Here is a 21,478-nt window from a genome sequence, read left to right on the forward strand (position 1 = left end):
TTTCGGTTTATTCTTATTCTATATCAAATACTTTATTGATAACACGTTGTTGCCTTCTTTTGTCTCGCGTACTAGAACCTGGAGCAGGAACCGAAGCAAATGGTCGTGAATTTACTTCAAGTTGTACTAAATTCATACGTTGTAACATGTAACTCCAAGCTCCCATATTTTCTGGTTCTTCCTGAGCCCAAACGTATTTTTTGACATTAGGATATTTGTCGATTACTTTCTGAATTTTATCTAAATGTAATGGGAACAGCTGCTCTATTCTTACTAAAGCAACGGTGTTATTATCTATTTCTTCACGTTTAGCCAATAAGTCATAATAGAACTTCCCAGTACAGAATACCAATTTTTCAACTGCTTTTGTATCGATTGTATCATCAATTACTTCTTTAAACTGTCCATCGGCAAGTTCACTTATGGATGATACCGCTTTAGGATGGCGCAACAAACTTTTTGGTGTGAAAACAATAAGAGGTTTTCTAAAATCACGTTTCATTTGTCGTCTTAACAAGTGAAACATATTGGCAGGTGTGGTACAATCAGCAACAATCATATTATCGGTTCCACACAATTGTAGATAGCGTTCCATTCTTGCTGATGAATGCTCAGAACCTTGTCCTTCATACCCATGAGGTAACAACACTACAATACCGTTTTGAGCCTTCCATTTGTCTTCTGCTGCAGATAGATATTGGTCGAATATAATTTGAGCGCCGTTACTGAAATCACCAAATTGTGCCTCCCAAATAGTTAATGTGTTTGGGTTTGCCATGGCATATCCATAATCAAATCCAAGTACCCCATATTCAGACAAAAAGGAATTAAAAATATCCATTTTGCCTTTATTGTTTGGGTTAGTGTTTAATAAGTTTACGCGTTCTTCTGAAATAACATCTCTCAAAATAGCATGACGATGGCTGAATGTTCCACGTTCTACATCTTGACCCGAGATGCGCACATTATACCCTTCTTCCATCAAACTGCCATAGGCTAACGTTTCTGCCATTCCCCAATCTAGAGTATCAGTTTCAAAAACCATTTTAGCGCGCCCTTGCAGAATCCGTTCCGCTTTGCGTAAAAACTTTTGCCCTTCAGGAACGGTAGAAACCACTTTTGAAATATGCTTTAAGCGTTCTTCAGAATAGGTGGTGTTTTCGCTCTCTAGCATAGCGTTAACACCTTTGCGTTCAAACCCATCCCAACGCTCTTGCATAAACTCACGTACTTTTGATGAATCTGCTTCTTTAGCTTTTTCATATTCGCTTTCCAAAGTGTTCTTAAATTCTGAAACTATGCCGTCAGAGTAAGATCTATCAATAGTATTCCCCGCAATTAACTTATCAGAATATATTTTGAAAGGATTTGGGTGTTTTGAAATGTTTTTGTACAAATTTGGTTGGGTAAATCTAGGTTCGTCTCCTTCGTTATGCCCATATTTTCTGTAACCTAACAAATCTATGTATACATCTTTTTTATATCGCATTCTGTAATCCAACGCCATTTCTACAGCATGCACCACAGCTTCAGCATCATCGGCATTTACGTGCATTACCGGTGAAAGGGTTACTTTGGCAACATCAGTACAGTAGGTACTTGACCGCCCATCAAGATAATTAGTGGTAAATCCTATTTGATTATTTACCACAATATGAATGGTCCCTCCGGTTTTATAACCATTTAACTGGCTCATTTGCCCAACTTCGTAAACAATGCCCTGGCCAGCAATGGCAGCATCACCATGAACTAGTATTGGAATAATTTTGGAATCGTCCCCATCGTAATCATCATCAATTTTTGCACGTGTAATACCTTCAGCAACGGGCCCTACAGTTTCTAAATGGGAAGGGTTGGGTACCAAATTCATTTTAATTGATTTTCCGTTTTGATAGGTTTTATTAAGCGTTAATCCTAAATGGTATTTTACATCGCCGTCAATATTTTCATCTTCAAAATCTTTACCGTCAAATTCGCTAAATAACTCGCGTAGCGGTTTTCTAAAAATATTAACTAGGGTAGATAACCTTCCACGATGCGCCATTCCTAGTACACATTCTTTTACGCCATATTTTTCCACTGCCATGTATAGCGTGTTACTTATGGCAGGTATTAAGGATTCACCTCCTTCTAAGGAGAAACGTTTTTGCCCTACATATTTTGTTTGCAAGAAATTCTCGAAAGTAACCGCTTGGTTTAATTTTGAAAGAATATATTTTTTCCTTTCTTCTGAATAGTTAGGATGATTATTATTAACATTTAATTTATCCTGCCACCATTTAATAACATCTGGATTTCTAAGATACATGTATTCTACGCCGATGGAATCGCAATACATGAGTTCAAGATGCTCTAAAATTTTTCTTAACGTTTGAGCACCAATACCTAAAACTTCACCAGCATTGAAAACAGTATCTAAATCACTTTCTGATAATCCAAAGTTTTCTATTGCGAGAGTTGGTGTATATGTCCTTCTGTCCCTAACAGGATTGGTTTTGGTAAATAAGTGACCACGGCCTCTATAACCATCAATTAATCTGGCAACCTGAAATTCCTTTTGTATATGCTCAGGTATTTGGGTGGTTACACCTTCTAATATTTCACCATCAAGTCCGTAATTTTCTGTACCAAAATCGTAACCTTGAAAAAATGCTCTCCAGCTGGGTTCAACACTATCGGGATTTTGTAAGTATTGCTCGTATAAATCCGCAAAATATGCCGTGTGTGCAGCGTTTAAAAAGGAAAATTTATCCATTGTATTCTTGTGCTTTCACATTAGATGAAAAAGATTTCTCAAAAATACAACCTTTTGATAAAATTAGATAGTTGTTTGAACACATTTGTAGATTGAACTATAAGTTTTAACAATACCTTTTAAATAGCGTTAATTTTTTATCATAATAGTTTTGAAATGTATTATTAGAAACAAAAAACACCTTCGGGATATGAAGATGTTTTTTATATTAAAAAGTAAAAATTTATTTATTGAAGTGTTGGCGAATAATTTGTTGGGAAATTACTTGCTTTAGGTACATTTCCAGATTCTATAAAGTTAGAACCGAATGTCTCATCTATAGCTTTAAGAAATGTCTTGGCTACTAAAGCATAACCTCTCGCATTTAAATGTATTCCATCTAAACTAAAGGTGCCACCAGTTACTAAACTCGAGGTGAGATTAAAACCATCAAAATTTACTCCATTTACAACATCTTTCAATAATTGGTTCAAATCAACTAATGCAATGTTTTCATTTGAACTTGCTATACTTTCTATGGTTGCGTTGTAACCATCAATAGCAGTTTGTATTTCTGTAATTTCATCACTGTCTAAAGCATCTTTATCATCAATACCGTTTACAGCGGCTAAAACTAAGCCTGCTTGTTGTGGTGTTGGCGTGCCGCCTTGTTGTAATAAACCTAAAACTTGTAATACTTCAGGTGTTAGAGCTACTGTGCCATAACCTTGGGCTAGAGCCGCTTGATCTATACTTAAAACCAATAATTCTTCTTCAGTCATTTGTCTAAATCCTAAAGGATTGGTTTGTGTAACAGGTACGTCAATAATCCATCTGTTAGGCCCTTCATTAAACGTAATGGCATATTGTGCAGCAAGAGCTTGTGCTTGCGCAGGAGGAACGCCTTGTAATATTGCTCCTTGAAGAAAAATACCACTTACAGCTTGAAAAACTCCTGTTAATTGTGCAGCAGTAGCAGCATCTAAAACTAATGCATTATTTGGTACTGTTGTAAAGAATGGAATATCTGCTAGGTCAGGAAGTGTAGTAATTACTCCTTTGGCACCATTGGCAGTTAAAGCATTTACAACCGCCGTGTATGAAGCTGAAAATCCAACTCCAGCAGGACCATCCACTGGCGTTAAAGGATTAGAGTCATCTGCACCAGAAGTAGCATGCCCTAAGAAATCATTACCACCTAAAAAGGTTAATGTAAAAAATGAAGGGTTTTGCGCTACTGCGTCATTTAAAACAGTAGATGTTGGACTGGTAGCTATTCTTACATAATAAGGGTTGGCTAAACCTAAAGCTAAATTCGCGGGATTTCCATACCCATCAAATAAAAAATGGAAGCTTTTAGCACCAGGAATCCCTAAGTTTTGAAAAGGGCCAGATAATACACTTGTAGCCTCTGTAGTTGGTGTAGCAGGTAATCTTACTGGACCAGCGCCATTAAAAAATAATCTTGGTTGAAATCTAGGATTTGGCATACCACCAATAAGTAATCCTCCAATATTATCATTCATTAAAGGTTGATTAAATGCTCCTCCACCTACTTTTGCAAATTGTTGTGATAGCATATTCGTAAACGAATTTTCCTGTCCTGCTTTGAACAAAGCTCCGTCTGAAAATCCAGCAGTATATGAAGCTCCAACGGCAACAAAATTTGAAAAATCTGCTGATCCAGATGTTAATTCTGGAAGTGCTTCAGCTTCGGGAATTGGGCTTTCTACTTCATCACATGATATAAAACCAATTAACAGTGTGAAAAGCCATATATATTTAATTTTCATAGTTTTTTTATTTATAGGTTATTAATTGTCCAAGATACATAGTACTGCGATCCAATAAATCCAGTTCCAGCGGCTGTAAAGTATTCATCTCCTAAAAGGTTTGTAGCTCCAGCCTTGAAAGATGATTTGAGACTTGGTACTCTAAAGTTTATTTGTGCATCAAGAACATGATATGCTGGTACATCTGCAGTTAAAAAAGAGGCTTCCCAAACATAATTGTCGCTCCATCTCCAAGCTACATTAAAACCAAAGTTTTTGAATAAATCTGTATTACCAAAAGTAGCTTTAAACTTATGCTCTGGTGTGTTAAAGTTTGTTTGAAAATCAGAATTAGCCTGTCTGTCGAAGTCTAGTTTAGCATATGTATAATTCATGCCTAAATCGTAATCACCAAATATTTTTGTAGACACACCTAATGAAGCTCCATAAGAATTAACTTCTTCCGTAGTGTTCGTATATGCTCTGTAAGCTTGGAAATCATTATTAGCTAATGCTATAACAGCAAGAGGTGTTGGGTTGCCACCAACGGGAAAAGTCTGAGATAATTCTACATCACCATAAAACGGATTAACCACATCTACAGTAGTAATAAAGTCTTGATATTGATTATAGTAAGCACTGAAATCAACAATAACTCTATCTATTTTACCACGATACCCTACTTCAAAAGAGCTCACTTGCTCAGGGTTAACCAATTCTGGATTGGCAATTTGCAAATCTGCTGGGTTTTGTGAGGCTGCAAAGGCAGTTACAGAGCTTCTTGTAAAGGAGTTGTTGTAAGCTCCTGTACCATTATATGTAAATGTATCGGTACCCAAAATTGCTTGACCTGTAGGTGATATCTGCGTTCCACTTACTGTTCTAGTAAAACGCTCTGGATTATCAAATGCACTACCAATTAATGTTATTGGACCTACATTGAAACCTATATACAAGGCTTGAGTATCTGGGTTTCTAAAACCAGTTTGGAAAGAAGCCCTAATATTATGGTTGTTATCTTCACCAATGTTATACCCTAATGAAAGCCTTGGCGAAAAGAACGCATCAAAAAGCTCTGATTTATCATAGCGTAATGATGCTGTTACTTTAAGACGATCATCTTCTAAAAATTTCTTTTGAATTTGAGTGTAGAGACCAACTTCAGAGTATGGGATTTCACTTTCAGCATCAGTATATATAGATCCGAATGAATTTAAAACATATTTTCTGTAAGACCCACCTACTTGAATTTCAGCAAAATCAATTAAGTGGCTAAAATTATAATTAGCATCTGAATGATAAATTTTAGATTCATCTTTTAATTGGCTTCCTGTTAAAATATCAGGATCGTTAGTTACAGTTTCAAAAGCACGTTGAAATTCTGGAGTTCCAGGTTCAAATCTCCCAGTATCTGCTGCCTGTCTTGCAGCAGCATGGGCTTGGTCTGCATTTAAACCAGCTAAAGTACCTTGTATAAAAGCCCCTGCATACTCTCCAAACCATTGGTCATCACTTTTCCATTGTCTATTGATGTTTACACCAGTAAAAACCATATCGTAAGAATCCCCAGCATTATCTGCTGTTACATATCCTCTAATGAAGAAATTGTCATTCTTTACTTCGATTTTATGCTGTTGTAGAAAGAAATTTTTAATAGAATATCTATTTGAACCTTGATAGATAGTAGAACCAGAACCTATCTTACCCACGTATTGAATTTCAAAATCGTTTTCCCAAGGGCGGTAGAATAATCCCCAATCGGCCTTTATACTTTTTGCATCGTAATTTGTAAGGTCTGCTTCGTCATATCCAGTTCTACTTACATTAACATCAGGGATCAAATTAGCCAAAGCAGGATTAGGTAAATTAGCTAAAAATGTAGGACTCTCTTTAACATTCCTTAGGTTAGTGCTTACCAAATCCCCGTAAACATTAACACCATCATAATCAATATCATTCTCACGAGTACTATTTGGCTTGATAAATGTGTTGCTTCTATCTTTACCTCTGGTGTCATTTGCAACCCAATCCGTACCTTGTAAGTAGCTAAAGTTTACTTTTGCCGCAAATTTATCACTAAACTTATGTGCGGCTCTTATGCCATAGTCTTTATACTCATTATTTCCAGCAGCTTCTTGTGATGTAACGCCTCCTTTAATATAACCGCTAATCCCTGTGTGGTCAAAAGGGTTTTTACTTGTCATAAATAAAATACCGTTAAACGCATTGGCACCGTATAAAGCAGAGGCTGCTCCAGGGAGTAACTCTACGCTTTGTACATCCGTCTCAACCATACCAAGCAAATTACCAAGGGGGAAGTTTAGTGCAGGAGCGGCATTATCCATTCCATCCACACGTTGCATAAAACGTGTATTTGCGAAAGTTGCAAAACCCCTTGTGTTGATAGATTTAAACGTTAAACTGTTAGTGTTGATATCAACGCCTTTTAGGTTTTCCAGTCCGTCGTAGAATTCAGCCGAGGCAGTATTTTTAATTGCTTTGAGACCATACCTTTCAATGGTGACTGGAGATTCAAAAATTCGCTCTGGAGTTCTTGAGGCTGAAATAACAACTTCATCTAGAGCTGTTCCTTCATTAAGAATAACATCAATATTTTGACTATTGGACGTTATTTCTTGTGAAAATGATTCAAAGCCAACACTACTCACTTGAACAGTAAAGGGTGGGTTTTGATTTGTAGTTAAAGTAAAACCACCATCAAAATCTGTAACTGTTCCAGTAGTGGTGCCAACTATTATAACGTTGGCGCCTGGGATGGGTTGACCGCTATCATCTTTAACGGTTCCCGAGATTGTTGTTTGTGTGTATGATACAGCACAAAACAAAAACAAAGTAAGTTTTAGAATTGTTTTCATCTATTAAAATTAGTTTTTTTAGGAGTTAGCCTACTATTATAAATAAGCAAGTTCGCGCTAAAAATATGAAAAAATTATGCGCGCATAGTACATTTTAATAAAAAAATGCATTAAAATTTACACTTTTAATAAAAAAATAGTGCGAAAAATAAGGATAAATAAAATAGAATAAAGGTTTTGATTTATCACTTCATTCAGAAAAATATTACTCTACAGTAACAGATTTTGCGAGATTACGTGGCTGATCCACATTTTTATCTAACATTACTGCAATATGGTATGATAATAATTGCAGCGGAATAGTTGTTAATAATGGAGATAAAGCTTCGATCGTATCAGGTACCTCAATTACATGGTCTGCAAGATCTCTAACTATGGTGTCCCCTTCGGTTATTACTCCTATGATTTTACCTTTTCTAGATTTAATTTCTTGAATATTACTAATTACTTTGTCATAGTGTTCTGCCTTAGTAGCTATAACTACTATTGGCATATTTTCGTCAATTAGTGCTATTGGTCCGTGTTTCATTTCTGCTGCAGGATAGCCCTCAGCATGAATATATGATATCTCCTTTAATTTTAATGCGCCTTCAAGTGCAACAGGGAAATTATAGCCCCTACCTAGATATAAGAAGTTAGCGGCGTCTTTATAAATTTCAGAAACTTCTTGGATATGTGCATCAGATTCTAAAGCTTTTTCTACTTTTTCAGGAATCATTTCCATTTCTAATAAATAGCGACGGAAATCAGAACTTGAAATAGTGCCTTTTGCTCTAGCAAGACGTAATGCAATTAGTGATAAAACTGTAATTTGTGTTGTAAATGCTTTGGTAGATGCAACCCCTATTTCAGGACCAGCGTGCGTATAAGCTCCTGCATCACTTTCTCTGGCAATTGAGGATCCCACAACGTTACATACGCCAAATACAAATGCACCTTTGGACTTTGCCATTTTAATTGCGGCTAACGTGTCTGCAGTTTCTCCAGATTGTGAGATTGCTATAAGTACATCATTTTCTGTAATAACTGGGTTTCTATACCTGAATTCTGATGCATACTCCACTTCCACAGGAATTCGTGCTAAATCTTCAAAAATGTACTCAGCCACTAGTCCTGCATGCCATGACGTTCCACAGGCTACAATTATGATGCGATTAGCATTGAGGAACTTTTTCATGTTGTCTTCAATTCCGCCCATTTTTATGATGGCTTCATCTCTTAACAATCGCCCTCTAAATGTATCAGTTATAGCTTTTGGCTGCTCATGGATTTCTTTTAGCATGAAATGTTCATAGCCTCCCTTTTCAATTTGCTCCAAGTTTAACTGAAGTTCTTGGATGTATGGGTCAACTAAAGAATCGTCCTTTATTTTTCTGACCTTAATACCTTTATGGAATCTAATAATAGCCATTTCTTCATCCTCAAGATAAATCGCATTTTTAGTATATTCTATAAACGGAGAAGCATCACTCGCAATAAAGAATTCATCCTCGCCTATACCAACCGCAAGTGGACTTCCTAGGCGTGCCACCACAACTTCTTCTGGTTTGTTTTTGTCAAATACGGCAATTGCATATGCTCCAACAACTTGATTTAAAGCAATTTGAACTGCTTTACCTAATTTAACTCCTTCTATAGTCTTAACTTCTTCTATAAGATTTATAAGTACTTCAGTATCTGTATCTGATTTAAACGTGTATCCTCTTTTGATAAGCTCTTTTTTTAGAGACTCGTAATTCTCAATAATACCATTGTGGATAATTACAAGGTCACCCGAATTAGAAACATGAGGATGTGAGTTCACATCATTTGGCACACCATGGGTAGCCCAACGCGTATGCCCAATACCTAGGTTTCCAGATTTGGAAATTTGGGTTTCCACGCGCTCCTCTAAGTCAGAAACTTTACCTTTGGTTTTGGATACTTTTAAATCCGTACCATCGAATAGGGCAATGCCTGCACTGTCGTATCCCCGGTATTCTAATCTTTTTAGTCCTTCTATAACAATTGGGTATGCTTCTCTGTGTCCTATATATCCAACAATTCCACACATAGTTTCTTATTTGATTTTAGGGTTATTTAATTGATTACAAATATGAAAAATAAATACTGATAACCTGTAATATTTATATAAACGTGTTATTTTACACGATAAAAACCGATTCAGCTTGCAATTAGATTCTAAAATTAGTCTTTCTAGGACTTGTTGCGTTACTGAGATTCTGTATAAAATACTTCTAAGCGTAATTTTTTACTAGTACCATCAGTTGTGGTAGCTGTGGTATTGCTGCCATGTAGTACGCTTCCTCTTGGTGTAATAACAGCTGTGGAAGGAATACCAGTAACATCATCTGTACTGTTTAGTAACTCAGAATTTAAATTAACATTAACATTATTAGTAAGTACTAGTCCTAGTTTAGTAACATCAATATCTCTTATCAAGATTGTATTTAATAAATCTGTAATTTTCAATTTGTATCTAGACGCACCATTATCGTCAGTGATTCTCTGACCTAAGCTAAAGACTCTAGAACCTAAAGGATTGCTGGCATCTGCTGTAACATCCGTATTATAATCTAAAATAGGGGCGTTGTTTTCTAAATTATACAGGTATAATCTGTCGTGTCTATGATAATCTTCACCATTAGGGTCTTTGGGATCATCTGGTTTTATGAAAGATTCATCCTCATAAATAACAAGATGCGCTTCGTTAATGAGTCTTTTAAGTTGGTATTGCTCATTTACTGGGTCTAAAACATTGCCGTTTTCATCTGTTTTTCTAAAAAACTCTTTAAAACATTCAAGAGCGCTACTACCGCAATTACCGGCACCATTAAATAGTTCAATAACAGCCATAGAGCCTTCGGTACCCTTTAAATATAGGTTTTCGTCGCCTTCTGTAGTGTTTGGTGTAGTAGGTAATAAGGAATTATAGTTATTTATAAATGTATTCAATCTATTACCATTAAAATTTAAAACATAGCTTCCAGTATCTCGTTCGTTGTCAGCATCATCTCCATCTTCACTGGAATAGTTTATTGTTATAGTAGCTCCACTATCCAAAAAATTCAATAGTATCATGCTTCCATCAGCTCCTATGGATTGGGCTTTTAAATACAAACCTCTAAAATGGTTTAGAAAATTGTTTGAATTACTTAGTGTAGGCAAACCTGCTTGATCTAATATTAATGACTTCCACCGTGTTTTGCTTTCTGGAGAGGTAGCTAATTCAAGTTCCAAAGCCGGTGGTAAATAAGAAGTTGTAGCATCTGTACCTGTACCAGTTTTTAATTCCCTAGCAGCGGGAGATATGGTAAAAGTGCTACTATAAAACAATTGACCTAAGTGCTCATCAAAATTAATTGTTGAACTTTCAATTTTAGCAAAATTATCAGTATTGTTTATGGATGCATCAGCTTTAGAGAAATAGTTTTGAGAATTGCTTTCTGGATCGTTTGGATTAAAGTTTCGTAAGAAATAAGTGTTCTCATAAACCTTAATATTTATAGGCTTAATATTTTCTGGATCATTGTTCTTAACAAACAGGGAATCTAAACGGTATGAAGGTTTTCCATCTGCATCTACACTTATTTGCGAACTGAAATAAGGTATGGTTAACGTAACAGACTCAATCACAGGGTTTGTGCCAAACATGGTTGCCGTATTTGTTTGAAAACTTGATGGCAATACCTGTGTAACAATACTTGCGGTGGTTTCTCCGTAAATAGGGTCATTAAAATAACCAAGTAAGTAACCAGTTAAACCATTAATTTGTTGCCCTGACAAATTTTTATTGTAGGTTTTGATAGGTATTTCTAGCTGATTTGCATCAAAATTAAAATTATTCTCTCCTAAAACATCACTTTCAATAGAGCTGTATTCGCTATCACAACTTACTGCGGCTAGTATAAAAACAAACAGGGTAATAGCACAGCTTGGGGCTTTAAATATCTTCTTCATAAATCTCTACAGAGACGATTTGGTGTACTAACCTAGGACTTCAGTGTTAAAAAACTGTGTGTAGGCTTCCCCAAATTCATCTTTACTTTTGTATTCCAATACTGGTTTGTTGGAATCTTTAATATACTTTTCTAAATTTTCTGGTAAAACTTCAGAACCCATAATTAAAGCATCAGAGTAATCCACAGCAACTTGCATAAGATTATTGTATGTTGGCTCTTCTAACGGCTTTATAGCTTCTTCATTTATGTTGTCAAATTTAATCTTATTGACCATATCTTTGTTTAACGTATTGTTAAAACTTTGATTGTATACTGAAGTAACTATTTTACTCTCATTAAAAAGAGGCTCATCTTTATAATATTCTCTTAAGTATAGAGGTAATAATGACGCTAACCATCCATGTATGTGTATAATATCTGGAGACCAATTAAGTTTCTTCACTGTTTCTATTACACCTTTTGCAAAGAAAATGGCACGTTCATCATTATCCGAAAACAACTCTCCGTTTTCGTCGGTCAAGGTTGCTTTTCTCTTAAAATATTCATCATTATCAATAAAATAAACCTGAATACGTTCTTTTGGTATGGATGCTACTTTTATAATTAGAGGCATATCCAAATCATTAATTATAAGATTGATTCCTGATAATCTAATAACCTCATGTAATTGATGTCTTCTTTCATTAATATTGCCATATCTTGGCATAAAAATTCTAATTTGACCACCTTGTTGGTTAACCATTCTCGGAGCCTCGAATGACATTGAAGAAATTTCAGTTTCAGGTAAATAAGGCACTACTTCAGATGATACATACAATATCCTCTTATCTTTCATATATGGTTTGCTTTTGAAGATTCAAAAATAAAAACACGCAAAAGTACAAAATTTTATGCAAAGTCCCCGTAAAATCTTAAGTTTGCACGCATTAATTTTTGTAAAAAAGTGAAGATTTACACTGAAAAAAATAAAATCAGTAGTGCGATTGAAGCATTAAAATCCGAGGCATTATCTGTTGGGATGGTGCCGACTATGGGAGCGCTACACGAAGGCCATTTACAACTGGTAATTAGGGCTTTAAAGGAAAACGATCTAGTGGTAGTTAGTATTTTTGTGAACCCAACTCAGTTTGACAATAAAACCGATTTAGATAAGTACCCAAGAACCCTAGAAAAAGATGTAGAATTACTGAAAACGGTGAGTAAGGATGCCATAATTGTTTATGCACCAACAGTGGATGATATTTATGAAGGCAAGACTGAATCAGAAGCGTTTGATTTTGATGGCTTGGAATTTGAAATGGAAGGTAAATTTCGCCACGGGCATTTTGATGGTGTTGGTACCATTGTGAAGCGCTTTTTCGAAATCGTAAAACCAAATAAAGCCTATTTTGGAGAAAAGGATTTTCAACAACTCCAAATTATTAGAAAACTTGTTGAAAAGGCCCGATTACCTGTAAAAATTATTGGTTGTAAAATTCACCGAGAAGCCAATGGTTTAGCCATGAGCTCGCGAAATACAAGACTAAAACCTGAGTATTTGGCTGCTGCACCTTTTATCTATAAAACGTTAAAAACTGCCAAAACAAAATTTGGCACAAAAAGTGCTAGTAAAGTAACGGAATGGGTTGATTATCAGTTTAAAAAGCACGATTTGTTGGAGTTAGAATATTTTATAATAGCCAACACATCAACCCTAAAACCAGTGAAACGAAAATCAAACAAAAAAAAGTATAGAGCATTTATAGCTGCATATGCTGGCGAGATTAGACTTATTGATAATATCGCATTAAATTAATTACCTTTGCCACATGCAAATTCAAGTAGTAAAATCTAAAATTCATAGAGTTAAATGCACGGGTGCAGAACTCAACTATATAGGTAGTATCACTATTGATGAAGATTTAATGGATGCTGCTAATATTATACAAGGTGAAAAAGTTCAAATTGTTAATAACGATAACGGAGAGCGCTTAGAAACCTACTGTATTCCAGGGCCACGAAAAAGTGGAGAGATTACCTTAAACGGCGCTGCTGCTAGGAAGGTTTCGGTTGGAGATACTTTAATACTGATAACCTATGCGTTCATGGACATTGAAGATGCAAAAGTGTTTAAACCATCTTTGGTATTTCCTGATGAAACCACAAACTTGTTAAAATAAAAGGTTGAACCCTAAAATAAAAAGAATATTAACTATTGCACTCCCACTATTATTGGGAGTGTTTTTGGTTTGGTATTCATTGTCTCAAATTTCAATTGAAAAGCTTATTGAGTATTTTGAAGAAGCCGACTATACCTATATTCTCTTAGGCGTTTTCTTTGGTTTGCTCAGTCATTTATCAAGAGCTTACCGTTGGCGGTTTCAGTTAGAACCTATGGGCTATAATATCAAATTAGGCAACAGTATCATGGCTGTCTTTGCAACCTATTTAATTAATTATACAATTCCCAGAGCAGGAGAGGTGGCACGGGCATCAATTTTAACAAATTATGAAGGGGTGCCGTTTGAAAAGGGTTTTGGAACCATAGTGGCAGAACGTATCGCAGATATGATTGTAATGCTGGGGATTATTGCCGTAACATTATTTCTGCAATTCGATTTTATCTATGGCTTTTTAGTTGAAAAATTTGACCCCTCAAAAATTGCAATAGCTGCGATAGGAGTTTTGGTACTTCTCGTTTTCTTTTTCAGATACGTTAAAAAAAGCGCATCAAAAATTGCTTTAAAAATCAAAAGCTTTGTAAATGGTTTGGTTGAAGGCGCTCTAAGTATTTTTAAAATGAAGAAGAAATGGGCATTTATTTTTCATACACTCTTTATTTGGGGGATGTACGTCCTTATGTTTTATGTGACATCTTTTGCTTTAGATGAAACAAGCAATGTTCCTTTTGCAGCTATTTTAATAGGTTTTATAGCAGCAAGTTTCAGTATTGCGGCAACTAATGGCGGTATAGGTTCTTATCCTGAAGCTATAGTGTTGGCGTTCTCTCTATTTAATCTTCCGGACGACCCTAGTCGTGCCTTTGGTTGGATTATGTGGGGTTCTCAAACCTTGTTGATTATCATTTTTGGAGGACTGTCTTTAATTTACCTTCCCATTTTCAATAGAAAAAAGACAGCATAGGTATTTTATATTTGCTTTTAATCTCTATCTTAATTTATTACCTTGCCCTTGTAAATCTCAAACGCTATCATGATGAAAAAAACTCTTGGTCTTGTTTTTTTATTGTTGTTCTGTTTCACAATAAATGCACAGGTAAAATATGAAACTATTCAGTCTTCAAAATTAGGGGAAGAAAGACAAATCAAAATTCAATTACCTAGAGGATATAACTCGAATGAAGAAAAGAGTTATCCCATCTTTATTGTGCTGGATGGTGATTATTTATTTGAAGCAGTAGCTGGCAATGTAGATTATTACTCCTATTGGGAAGATATGCCAGAAGCTATTGTTGTTGGGGTTAATCAGGTTGATACGCGTTACGATGACTGCTTGTATTCAGAGCAAAATTCGCTTCCAGTAGAAACTGGAGCTGCCTTTTTTGAATTTTTAGGGATGGAGCTTGTGCCTTACATTGAAACCAATTACAGAACTGCAAATTTTAGGGTAGCCGTTGGTCATGGTAATACAGCAAATTTTATCAATTACTATCTTTTAAAATCTAAGCCATTGTTTCAAGGTTATATCGTGGTTAGTCCAGAATTAGCTCCTAATATGCTTGAATATATTCCTGAAAGTTTATCTAAGTTAGAGTCTAAATTATTTTATTATTTGGCCAATGCTGAAGGAGACAGCAAATCGTTAAAGCAAATGTCTGAAGCGTTGCACACGGATTTATCCGCATTAGAAAATGACAATGTATCATACAGTTTCAACAGCTTTGAAAATGCTACACATTATTCTGCGCCCGCACATGCTATCCCAAATGCACTTCAAAATATTTTTAAGGTATTTCAACCCATCAGCAAAAAAGAGTATAAAGATGAAATTTTAGAATTGGAAATCTCTCCTGTGTTATATTTAGAAGAAAAGTATCAAGCCATAAACGAGTTGTTTGGCATAGAAAAACCAATTCTTATAAACGATTTTAGAGCGATTGCAGCTGCTATTGAAAAGAATGAATTATTTGAATATTATGAAGCTCTTGGAAAACTGGCGAGAAAGCAATACCCTAAAACTTTACTTGGAAATTATTATATAGGACGATTTTACGAAGAAAATGGAGAGCCAAAAAAAGCAATGAAAACCTACCAGTCTGCATATACTTTAGATGAAATTGCCGGAATAACAAAAGATAAAGTTTTGGAGTTGGCCGATGCCATAAAAGAAGATTTCGGGTACTAGCTATGGCAAAAGTAAAAACAACATTTTTTTGTCAGAATTGTGGTGCGCAATATGGGAAATGGCAAGGGCAGTGCAATGCCTGCAAAGAATGGAACACCATTGCCGAAGAGGTATTGCAAAAACCAGAAAAAAGTGATTGGAAGACAACATCTAATGCTAAAAAAAGAGTTTCTAAACCATTGCGAATAAAAGAGATTGATGTTTCTGAAGAAGCGCGATTAAACAGTTTAGATAATGAGTTTAATAGAGTTTTAGGCGGAGGGATTGTCCCAGGTTCGTTAACATTATTAGGAGGTGAACCTGGAATAGGCAAAAGTACTTTATTGCTTCAAATTTCATTAAAACTACCGTATAAAACACTTTACGTTTCTGGAGAAGAAAGTCAGAAACAAATTAAGATGCGTGCCGAACGTATTAATCCTGAAAACAATAATTGCTACATTCTCACTGAGACCAAAACTCAAAATATATTCAAACAAATAGAGGCATTAGAACCAGATATCGTTATCGTTGATTCTATTCAAACATTACATAGTGATTATGTGGAATCCTCTTCTGGAAGTATTTCACAAATAAAGGAATGTACTACCGAACTGATAAAGTTTGCTAAAGAAACGGCTACACCTGTTATTTTAATTGGGCATATTACTAAAGACGGAAATATTGCTGGACCTAAGATTTTAGAACACATGGTAGATACGGTGCTACAATTTGAAGGTGATAGGAACTATGTATTTAGGATTTTAAGAGCGCATAAAAACCGATTTGGATCTACAAACGAATTGGGTATTTACGAAATGCAAGGGTCAGGGCTTAGAGAGGTCTCAAACCCATCAGAAATTTTAATTTCTAAAAAAGATGAAGAACTATCGGGTAACGCCATTGCAGCTACTTTGGAAGGCATGCGTCCGTTAATGATAGAAATCCAAGCACTGGTAAGTACTGCGGTTTACGGTACTCCGCAGCGTAGTGCCACAGGATTTAATGCAAAACGGTTAAATATGCTATTGGCGGTTTTAGAAAAACGCGCTGGTTTTCGTCTAGGAGCAAAAGATGTGTTTTTGAATATTACGGGTGGCATTACTGTTGACGATCCCGCCATAGATTTAGCAGTGGTTGCGGCCATTCTTTCTTCAAATGAAGATGAAGCATTACAGAACGATTTTTGTTTTGCCGCTGAGGTTGGTTTATCGGGAGAAATTCGTCCAGTACAACGTGTTGAACAACGTATTTTAGAGGCAGAAAAATTAGGGTTTTCTACTATTTTTGTTTCTAAATACAATAAGATTTCACTTAAAAATACATCTATAAAAATTCAATTAATTTCTAAAATTGAGGATTTAGTAGATATCATAATCTAAAGAATAAGGTTTGAATTTATCTTTCAGAAATTAACGTATCATTCATTGTTTATCGACAAAAACACGCTTTTTGTCCGATTTTTTGTTGCTTTTGTCGATAATTTAATCTAGATTTGTCGCTGGTATAGGTATTGCTATACTTATATGTGAAATAATTTTACACTCTTCCCTCAAGGTATTATTTCACACGTTAATCCATTTTATATAAAATTATGTGGCGAGTTTTGGCTTGTTATCTAGTACTTAATATTGAACTGTTTAAGTATTTAAAATAAAATTAATTCGATTTGCCCCAAATCTATTAATTATGAAATTAAAATTACAATTAATAATTCTGCTTATAGGATTATTATCTCTTCCTCAAATTGCAAAAGGACAAGACGTCGATAATGATGGAGTGGCAGATGCTTTTGATGTAGATAACAATAATGATGGTATTATTGATACTTCAACTTGTCCCCCTTTATCTGGAGCTGCTTCACCACAAGGAGATGCTGTAACTTGGTCTAAAAATGGTTTAAATATTTTTACTATTGGTAATAATACTAATGGTTTGGGGTATCAAGAATCTGGTTTTCAACAAGAGGTTTATTCTAAAGGAGAGGCTTTAATTGTTCTAAATGGTTCAAGTGACTATAGTTTCCCAGGTAGTTCATGGACAGCAGGAAGTGCTAATACAAGTGTTGGAACATTTGCAAATGGTACAATAGACTTTGAGTCTAATTACTATCGTAGAACCACTTCTCCAAGAATAGCAGTTTTGAGGACAACAACCTCTGGAGGGTTTATATCAGGTAATTCTGGTCAAGGTGTTTATGTGTACCCAGAAACTGGAGCTCAAGCAGGGGATTACTACACTGTAAATATTAATTTCACAACACCAGTCCGCTCTTTTAGTTTTGATATGATTGATATTTTCGATACTACAGGTAATGGAACTGTTAATAGTTATGAGATTTATGTTGATGGTAATTTAGTAGGTTATTTTAATGATAATTTTATAGGAGATGATGCAGTTGGGGCAATAAATTTATATGATGCTGATGGGGTTTTAAAAACTTCTGTAATAGCTGGACAAAATATTGAAAATACTTTTGGTATTACATCGAATTCTGGAATGAGTAAAGTTTCAATTAGACATATAGTTATTTCTGGACAATTAATAATTAGTACTCATGAGCCGCATGGTTTAGACACGTTTGCGTATAGTTTAGTATGTGTGCCCCCAATAGATATTGATTCTGATAATGATGGTATTCCTAATAATATAGAAATTCAAACAACTTCAGGGTATTTGGAACCAAGTGGAACAGTTAATACATCTGGTCCTTATGCTGGATTGTGGGATAATTATGGAACAGGAATGACTCCTGAAGATACAGATGGTGATGGAACACCAGATTATTTAGATACTGATAGTGATAATGATGGTATTCCAGATATACAAGAGAACGGTATGGCTAATTCAGTTATAGGTACTGATTCAGATAATGATGGATTAGATAATGCTTTTGAAACAAATGGGATTAATGATGTTAATTTAGATGTAAACGAAGATATTGACGACCCTACAGATTTAAGTATTTTACCAGATACTAATGGCGATTTAACAACAGGCGGTGATTTAGATTATCGAGATATATTCAATGTAAATCCACCGTCAATAGCTACCATAGATTTTGACGGCGTTGATGATTACGTAGTTGGTACAGAATTGATGTCGAACTTTAGCGAGAGTAATACTAATGGTGTTACTGTAATGGGGTGGATAAAGAACGATTTAAGTGACGGAGACACCTCTACAGTTTTTCTTTTTGGAGAAGATAATGCTTTAGAATTAAAAGCAACAGGGTCTAAATTAGAGTTTTCAGGAAGGTTTAAAACTTCAGTAGGAGGCTCGCATACATCAAATTTTTCAAGATCAAACGGATTAAAACAAGGCATATGGAGACATGTAACTGCTACTGTTGATTTTGTTAATGATGAGGCGAGCATGTTTATTGATGGAAAATGGGTACATACACGCAACCTAGGATATCCTGGAGGACACGACATAGTAGGGTTTTATAGTGAGTTAACTGGACAATCTGAAAAATTTATGTTAGGTAGAGAAAACGAAAGTAGCTCTGTTTACTATGATGGATGTATTGATGAAGTACGTGTTTTTAATACATTGCTTTCTGAAGAAGAGATTCAAGAAATAGTATTTCAAGAAATTGAGAATGACGGAGGTGTTTTGAAAGGGGCGGTCACTCCTGGTCAGGTATGCTCACGTAATTGGAGCGATTTAGAGTTATACTACCCTATGACAGATGTTGTAAGTGCTACATTACCTGATGTTTCAGGTAACAATAATTCAGCGATGCTGCATAATATTACTACTTTGCAAGACCAAACAGCTCCAATGCCATTTACAACAGTACAAGCTGGAAACTGGCATGACAAGAGTACATGGTTGCATGGAAACGTATGGGCGTTACCTGGAGACGAATTATCTCAAAATACTTCCAATTCAGATGAAAATTATACATGGGGCATATATCATCTAAGAAACAGCGTAACGCTTACTACATCTTTAAGTCAGCCCAGTAGCCCTGGTGCTCTGGAAGGAATACATGCATTGACGGTAATTGTTGATGAAAAAGACTGGTCAGATAACTCAGATATTATCTTTACCGTTGGTAATGGGACAGAAGATTTACAGCTGAATGTATCTAACTACCTTGAGCTAAACGGCACTATAGATTTATTGGGAGACAGTCAGTTGGTACAGACGGAGACAAGTGATTTGGTGACCTCATCCCAGGGCAAGATATTACGAAGGCAAGAAGGTACGCCTAGTGCCTATTGGTACAACTATTGGTCCTCGCCGATAGGCACCTTGCGTGCCACGAGCTACAGGGACAACAATACCTCTGCCAACAACACAAACAACTCACCGTTCAATATACGCATGCTGAAGGACGAGTCCGGTTTCAACTTTAGCTTTACGCCGTCCTACGGTGCAAGTGGCCGCATCAGCACGTATTGGCTTTACACCTATATAAACGGTATAACTTATTACGACTGGGCGCAGATTACCCAGAACAGTAACATAAGCCCTGGAGTGGGCTACACGCAGAAGGGTACGGACGTACCATTGTCTGAGCAGCAGTACATTTTTGAGGGCAAGCCCAACAACGGGACCATCCTTGTGACCGTTGAGGACCGTGGTGGAGCGGGATCGGTAGCGGGCACGAGCAAGACGGAGTTCCTTTTAGGCAACCCATACCCATCGGCACTGGACGTACATGAGTTTATAGACGATAATGTAGGGGTGATAGACGGCACGTTGCAGCTATGGCAGCAATGGAGCGGTAATTCTCATAATTTGGATGCCTACAATGGCGGTTACGCACAGATAAACAAAACTGGGGCCGTAAGGGCATCACAGTTCATTGGGCTTGAGGGCGCATCTACAGGTGGACTTGAGGGCACCAAGGTGCCAACGCGATATTTACCGGTTGGCCAGGGCTTCATCACGGAGATCATAGCCGATGGCGATGTGGAGTTCAACAACGGACAGCGCATCTTCATCAAGGAATCCGATGCCGATGGCAGTTACAGCAATGGTTCGGTGTTCATGAAGGGCGGCAACAAGAAAGGGAAATCAAATCAATCCAAATCAGAAACTTTAAAAGACAGCATCCAGAAGATACGCTTGGAGTTCAGATCGGTAACTGGCCCGGATACGAAACGGGAGCTACTGCTGGGCTTCAGTAAAGAGACCACGGACGGTTATGACTACGGCTACGATGCGGAGACCCACGATGCGAGCAACAACGACCTTAACCTTTCCATGGAAGGCAAGAACATGAACATACAGGCCTATGGCGAAATAACGGCGGACAAGGTTGTGCCGCTGAACTTCAGGTCATCGGGGGACCACGGGTTTGAGATAGAGATATCGGATATGGAGAACATGCCTGAGGATCAGGAAATTTACCTAAGGGACAACCTCACGGGCGATTACTTCGACCTAAGGAACGGCCAGCCCTATAGTTTTATCTCTGCACAGGGCATGTTCAACGATAGGCTAGAGATCGTGTTCCAGTCGGAATCTACGACACTGGGTACCGATGAGGCAACAGCAAAGGAGAACTATGTGTACTATGACAGGGATGAGAACAGGCTATATGCAAAACAGCTCAATGGGGATGTGACGCGGTTCACCCTGTACAACATCAGGGGGCAGTCCATCATGGAGCTTCAGGATGTGGACGGTACAGCCCTGGGCAACGGACTGGAACTGCCCAACACCACAAGCGGTACATATATTGCAGTGATGAGGATGGACAGTAATGAGGTGATTACTAAAAAATTAGTGAAACCATAAAAAAAGAATAACAATGCAAATTATTATGCATTTCAACGATAAAACTGTAGTTAA

At 36.5% G+C, this 21,478-nt stretch carries 12 protein-coding genes; 6 read left to right on the plus strand and 6 right to left on the minus strand.

Annotation, left to right across the window (positions count from 1 at the left end; all coding sequences use genetic code 11):
• Positions 1-13: 13 nt before the first annotated feature.
• The 6 genes from EYD45_RS09520 to EYD45_RS09545 all read right to left on the minus strand — a co-directional run bounded on the left by EYD45_RS09520 (position 14) and on the right by EYD45_RS09545 (position 12,179).
• Entirely contained in the window at positions 14-2,755 is a 2,742-nt protein-coding gene (locus EYD45_RS09520) for a 2-oxoglutarate dehydrogenase E1 component (protein ID WP_130964315.1), read from the minus strand.
• Positions 2,756-2,982: 227 nt separating this feature from the next.
• The gene (locus EYD45_RS09525) at positions 2,983-4,527 is read right to left on the minus strand and encodes a G-D-S-L family lipolytic protein (RefSeq protein WP_130964316.1); all 1,545 of its coding nucleotides are present in this window, start codon (positions 4,525-4,527) and stop codon (positions 2,983-2,985) included.
• Between the two features lie 11 nt (positions 4,528-4,538).
• Positions 4,539-7,382, minus strand: a complete 2,844-nt coding sequence (locus tag EYD45_RS09530; protein WP_130964317.1) for a TonB-dependent receptor — start codon at positions 7,380-7,382, stop codon at positions 4,539-4,541.
• Positions 7,383-7,587: 205 nt separating this feature from the next.
• Complete coding sequence (gene glmS / locus EYD45_RS09535; protein WP_130964318.1) at positions 7,588-9,435, minus strand: glutamine--fructose-6-phosphate transaminase (isomerizing); 1,848 nt, start codon at positions 9,433-9,435, stop codon at positions 7,588-7,590.
• 158 nt (positions 9,436-9,593) lie between these two features.
• A complete protein-coding gene (locus tag EYD45_RS09540; protein WP_130964319.1) occupies positions 9,594-11,342 on the minus strand; it encodes a DUF4270 domain-containing protein in 1,749 nt (582 codons plus the stop codon).
• Positions 11,343-11,369: 27 nt separating this feature from the next.
• Positions 11,370-12,179, minus strand: coding sequence for a glycogen/starch synthase (locus EYD45_RS09545; RefSeq protein WP_130964320.1), 810 nt, complete (start codon positions 12,177-12,179; stop codon positions 11,370-11,372).
• Between the two features lie 108 nt (positions 12,180-12,287).
• On the opposite strand from EYD45_RS09545, the gene panC reads away from it, so the two are divergent.
• From panC to EYD45_RS09575, 6 genes are all read left to right on the plus strand, one after another.
• The gene (panC, locus tag EYD45_RS09550) at positions 12,288-13,139 is read left to right on the plus strand and encodes a pantoate--beta-alanine ligase (RefSeq protein WP_130964321.1); all 852 of its coding nucleotides are present in this window, start codon (positions 12,288-12,290) and stop codon (positions 13,137-13,139) included.
• A 13-nt stretch (positions 13,140-13,152) separates the two neighbouring features.
• Positions 13,153-13,503: an aspartate 1-decarboxylase gene (gene panD, locus EYD45_RS09555; RefSeq protein WP_130964322.1), complete on the plus strand. Its 351-nt coding sequence runs from the start codon at positions 13,153-13,155 to the stop codon at positions 13,501-13,503.
• Positions 13,504-13,507: 4 nt separating this feature from the next.
• Positions 13,508-14,467 carry a lysylphosphatidylglycerol synthase transmembrane domain-containing protein gene (locus EYD45_RS09560; protein ID WP_130964323.1) on the plus strand — a complete coding sequence of 320 codons (960 nt, stop codon included), beginning with the start codon at positions 13,508-13,510 and terminating at the stop codon, positions 14,465-14,467.
• Positions 14,468-14,539: 72 nt separating this feature from the next.
• The gene (locus EYD45_RS09565) at positions 14,540-15,688 is read left to right on the plus strand and encodes an alpha/beta hydrolase (protein WP_130964435.1); all 1,149 of its coding nucleotides are present in this window, start codon (positions 14,540-14,542) and stop codon (positions 15,686-15,688) included.
• A 2-nt stretch (positions 15,689-15,690) separates the two neighbouring features.
• A complete protein-coding gene (gene radA / locus EYD45_RS09570) occupies positions 15,691-17,049 on the plus strand; it encodes a DNA repair protein RadA (protein ID WP_130964324.1) in 1,359 nt (452 codons plus the stop codon).
• A gap of 307 nt (positions 17,050-17,356) precedes the next feature.
• Positions 17,357-21,424 (plus strand): LamG domain-containing protein, encoded by a 4,068-nt coding sequence (locus EYD45_RS09575; protein WP_130964325.1) that lies wholly within the window; start codon positions 17,357-17,359, stop codon positions 21,422-21,424.
• Positions 21,425-21,478 lie beyond the last annotated feature (54 nt).

The sequence above is a fragment of the Hyunsoonleella flava genome (assembly GCF_004310325.1).
GTDB classification, from domain to species: domain Bacteria; phylum Bacteroidota; class Bacteroidia; order Flavobacteriales; family Flavobacteriaceae; genus Jejuia; species Jejuia flava.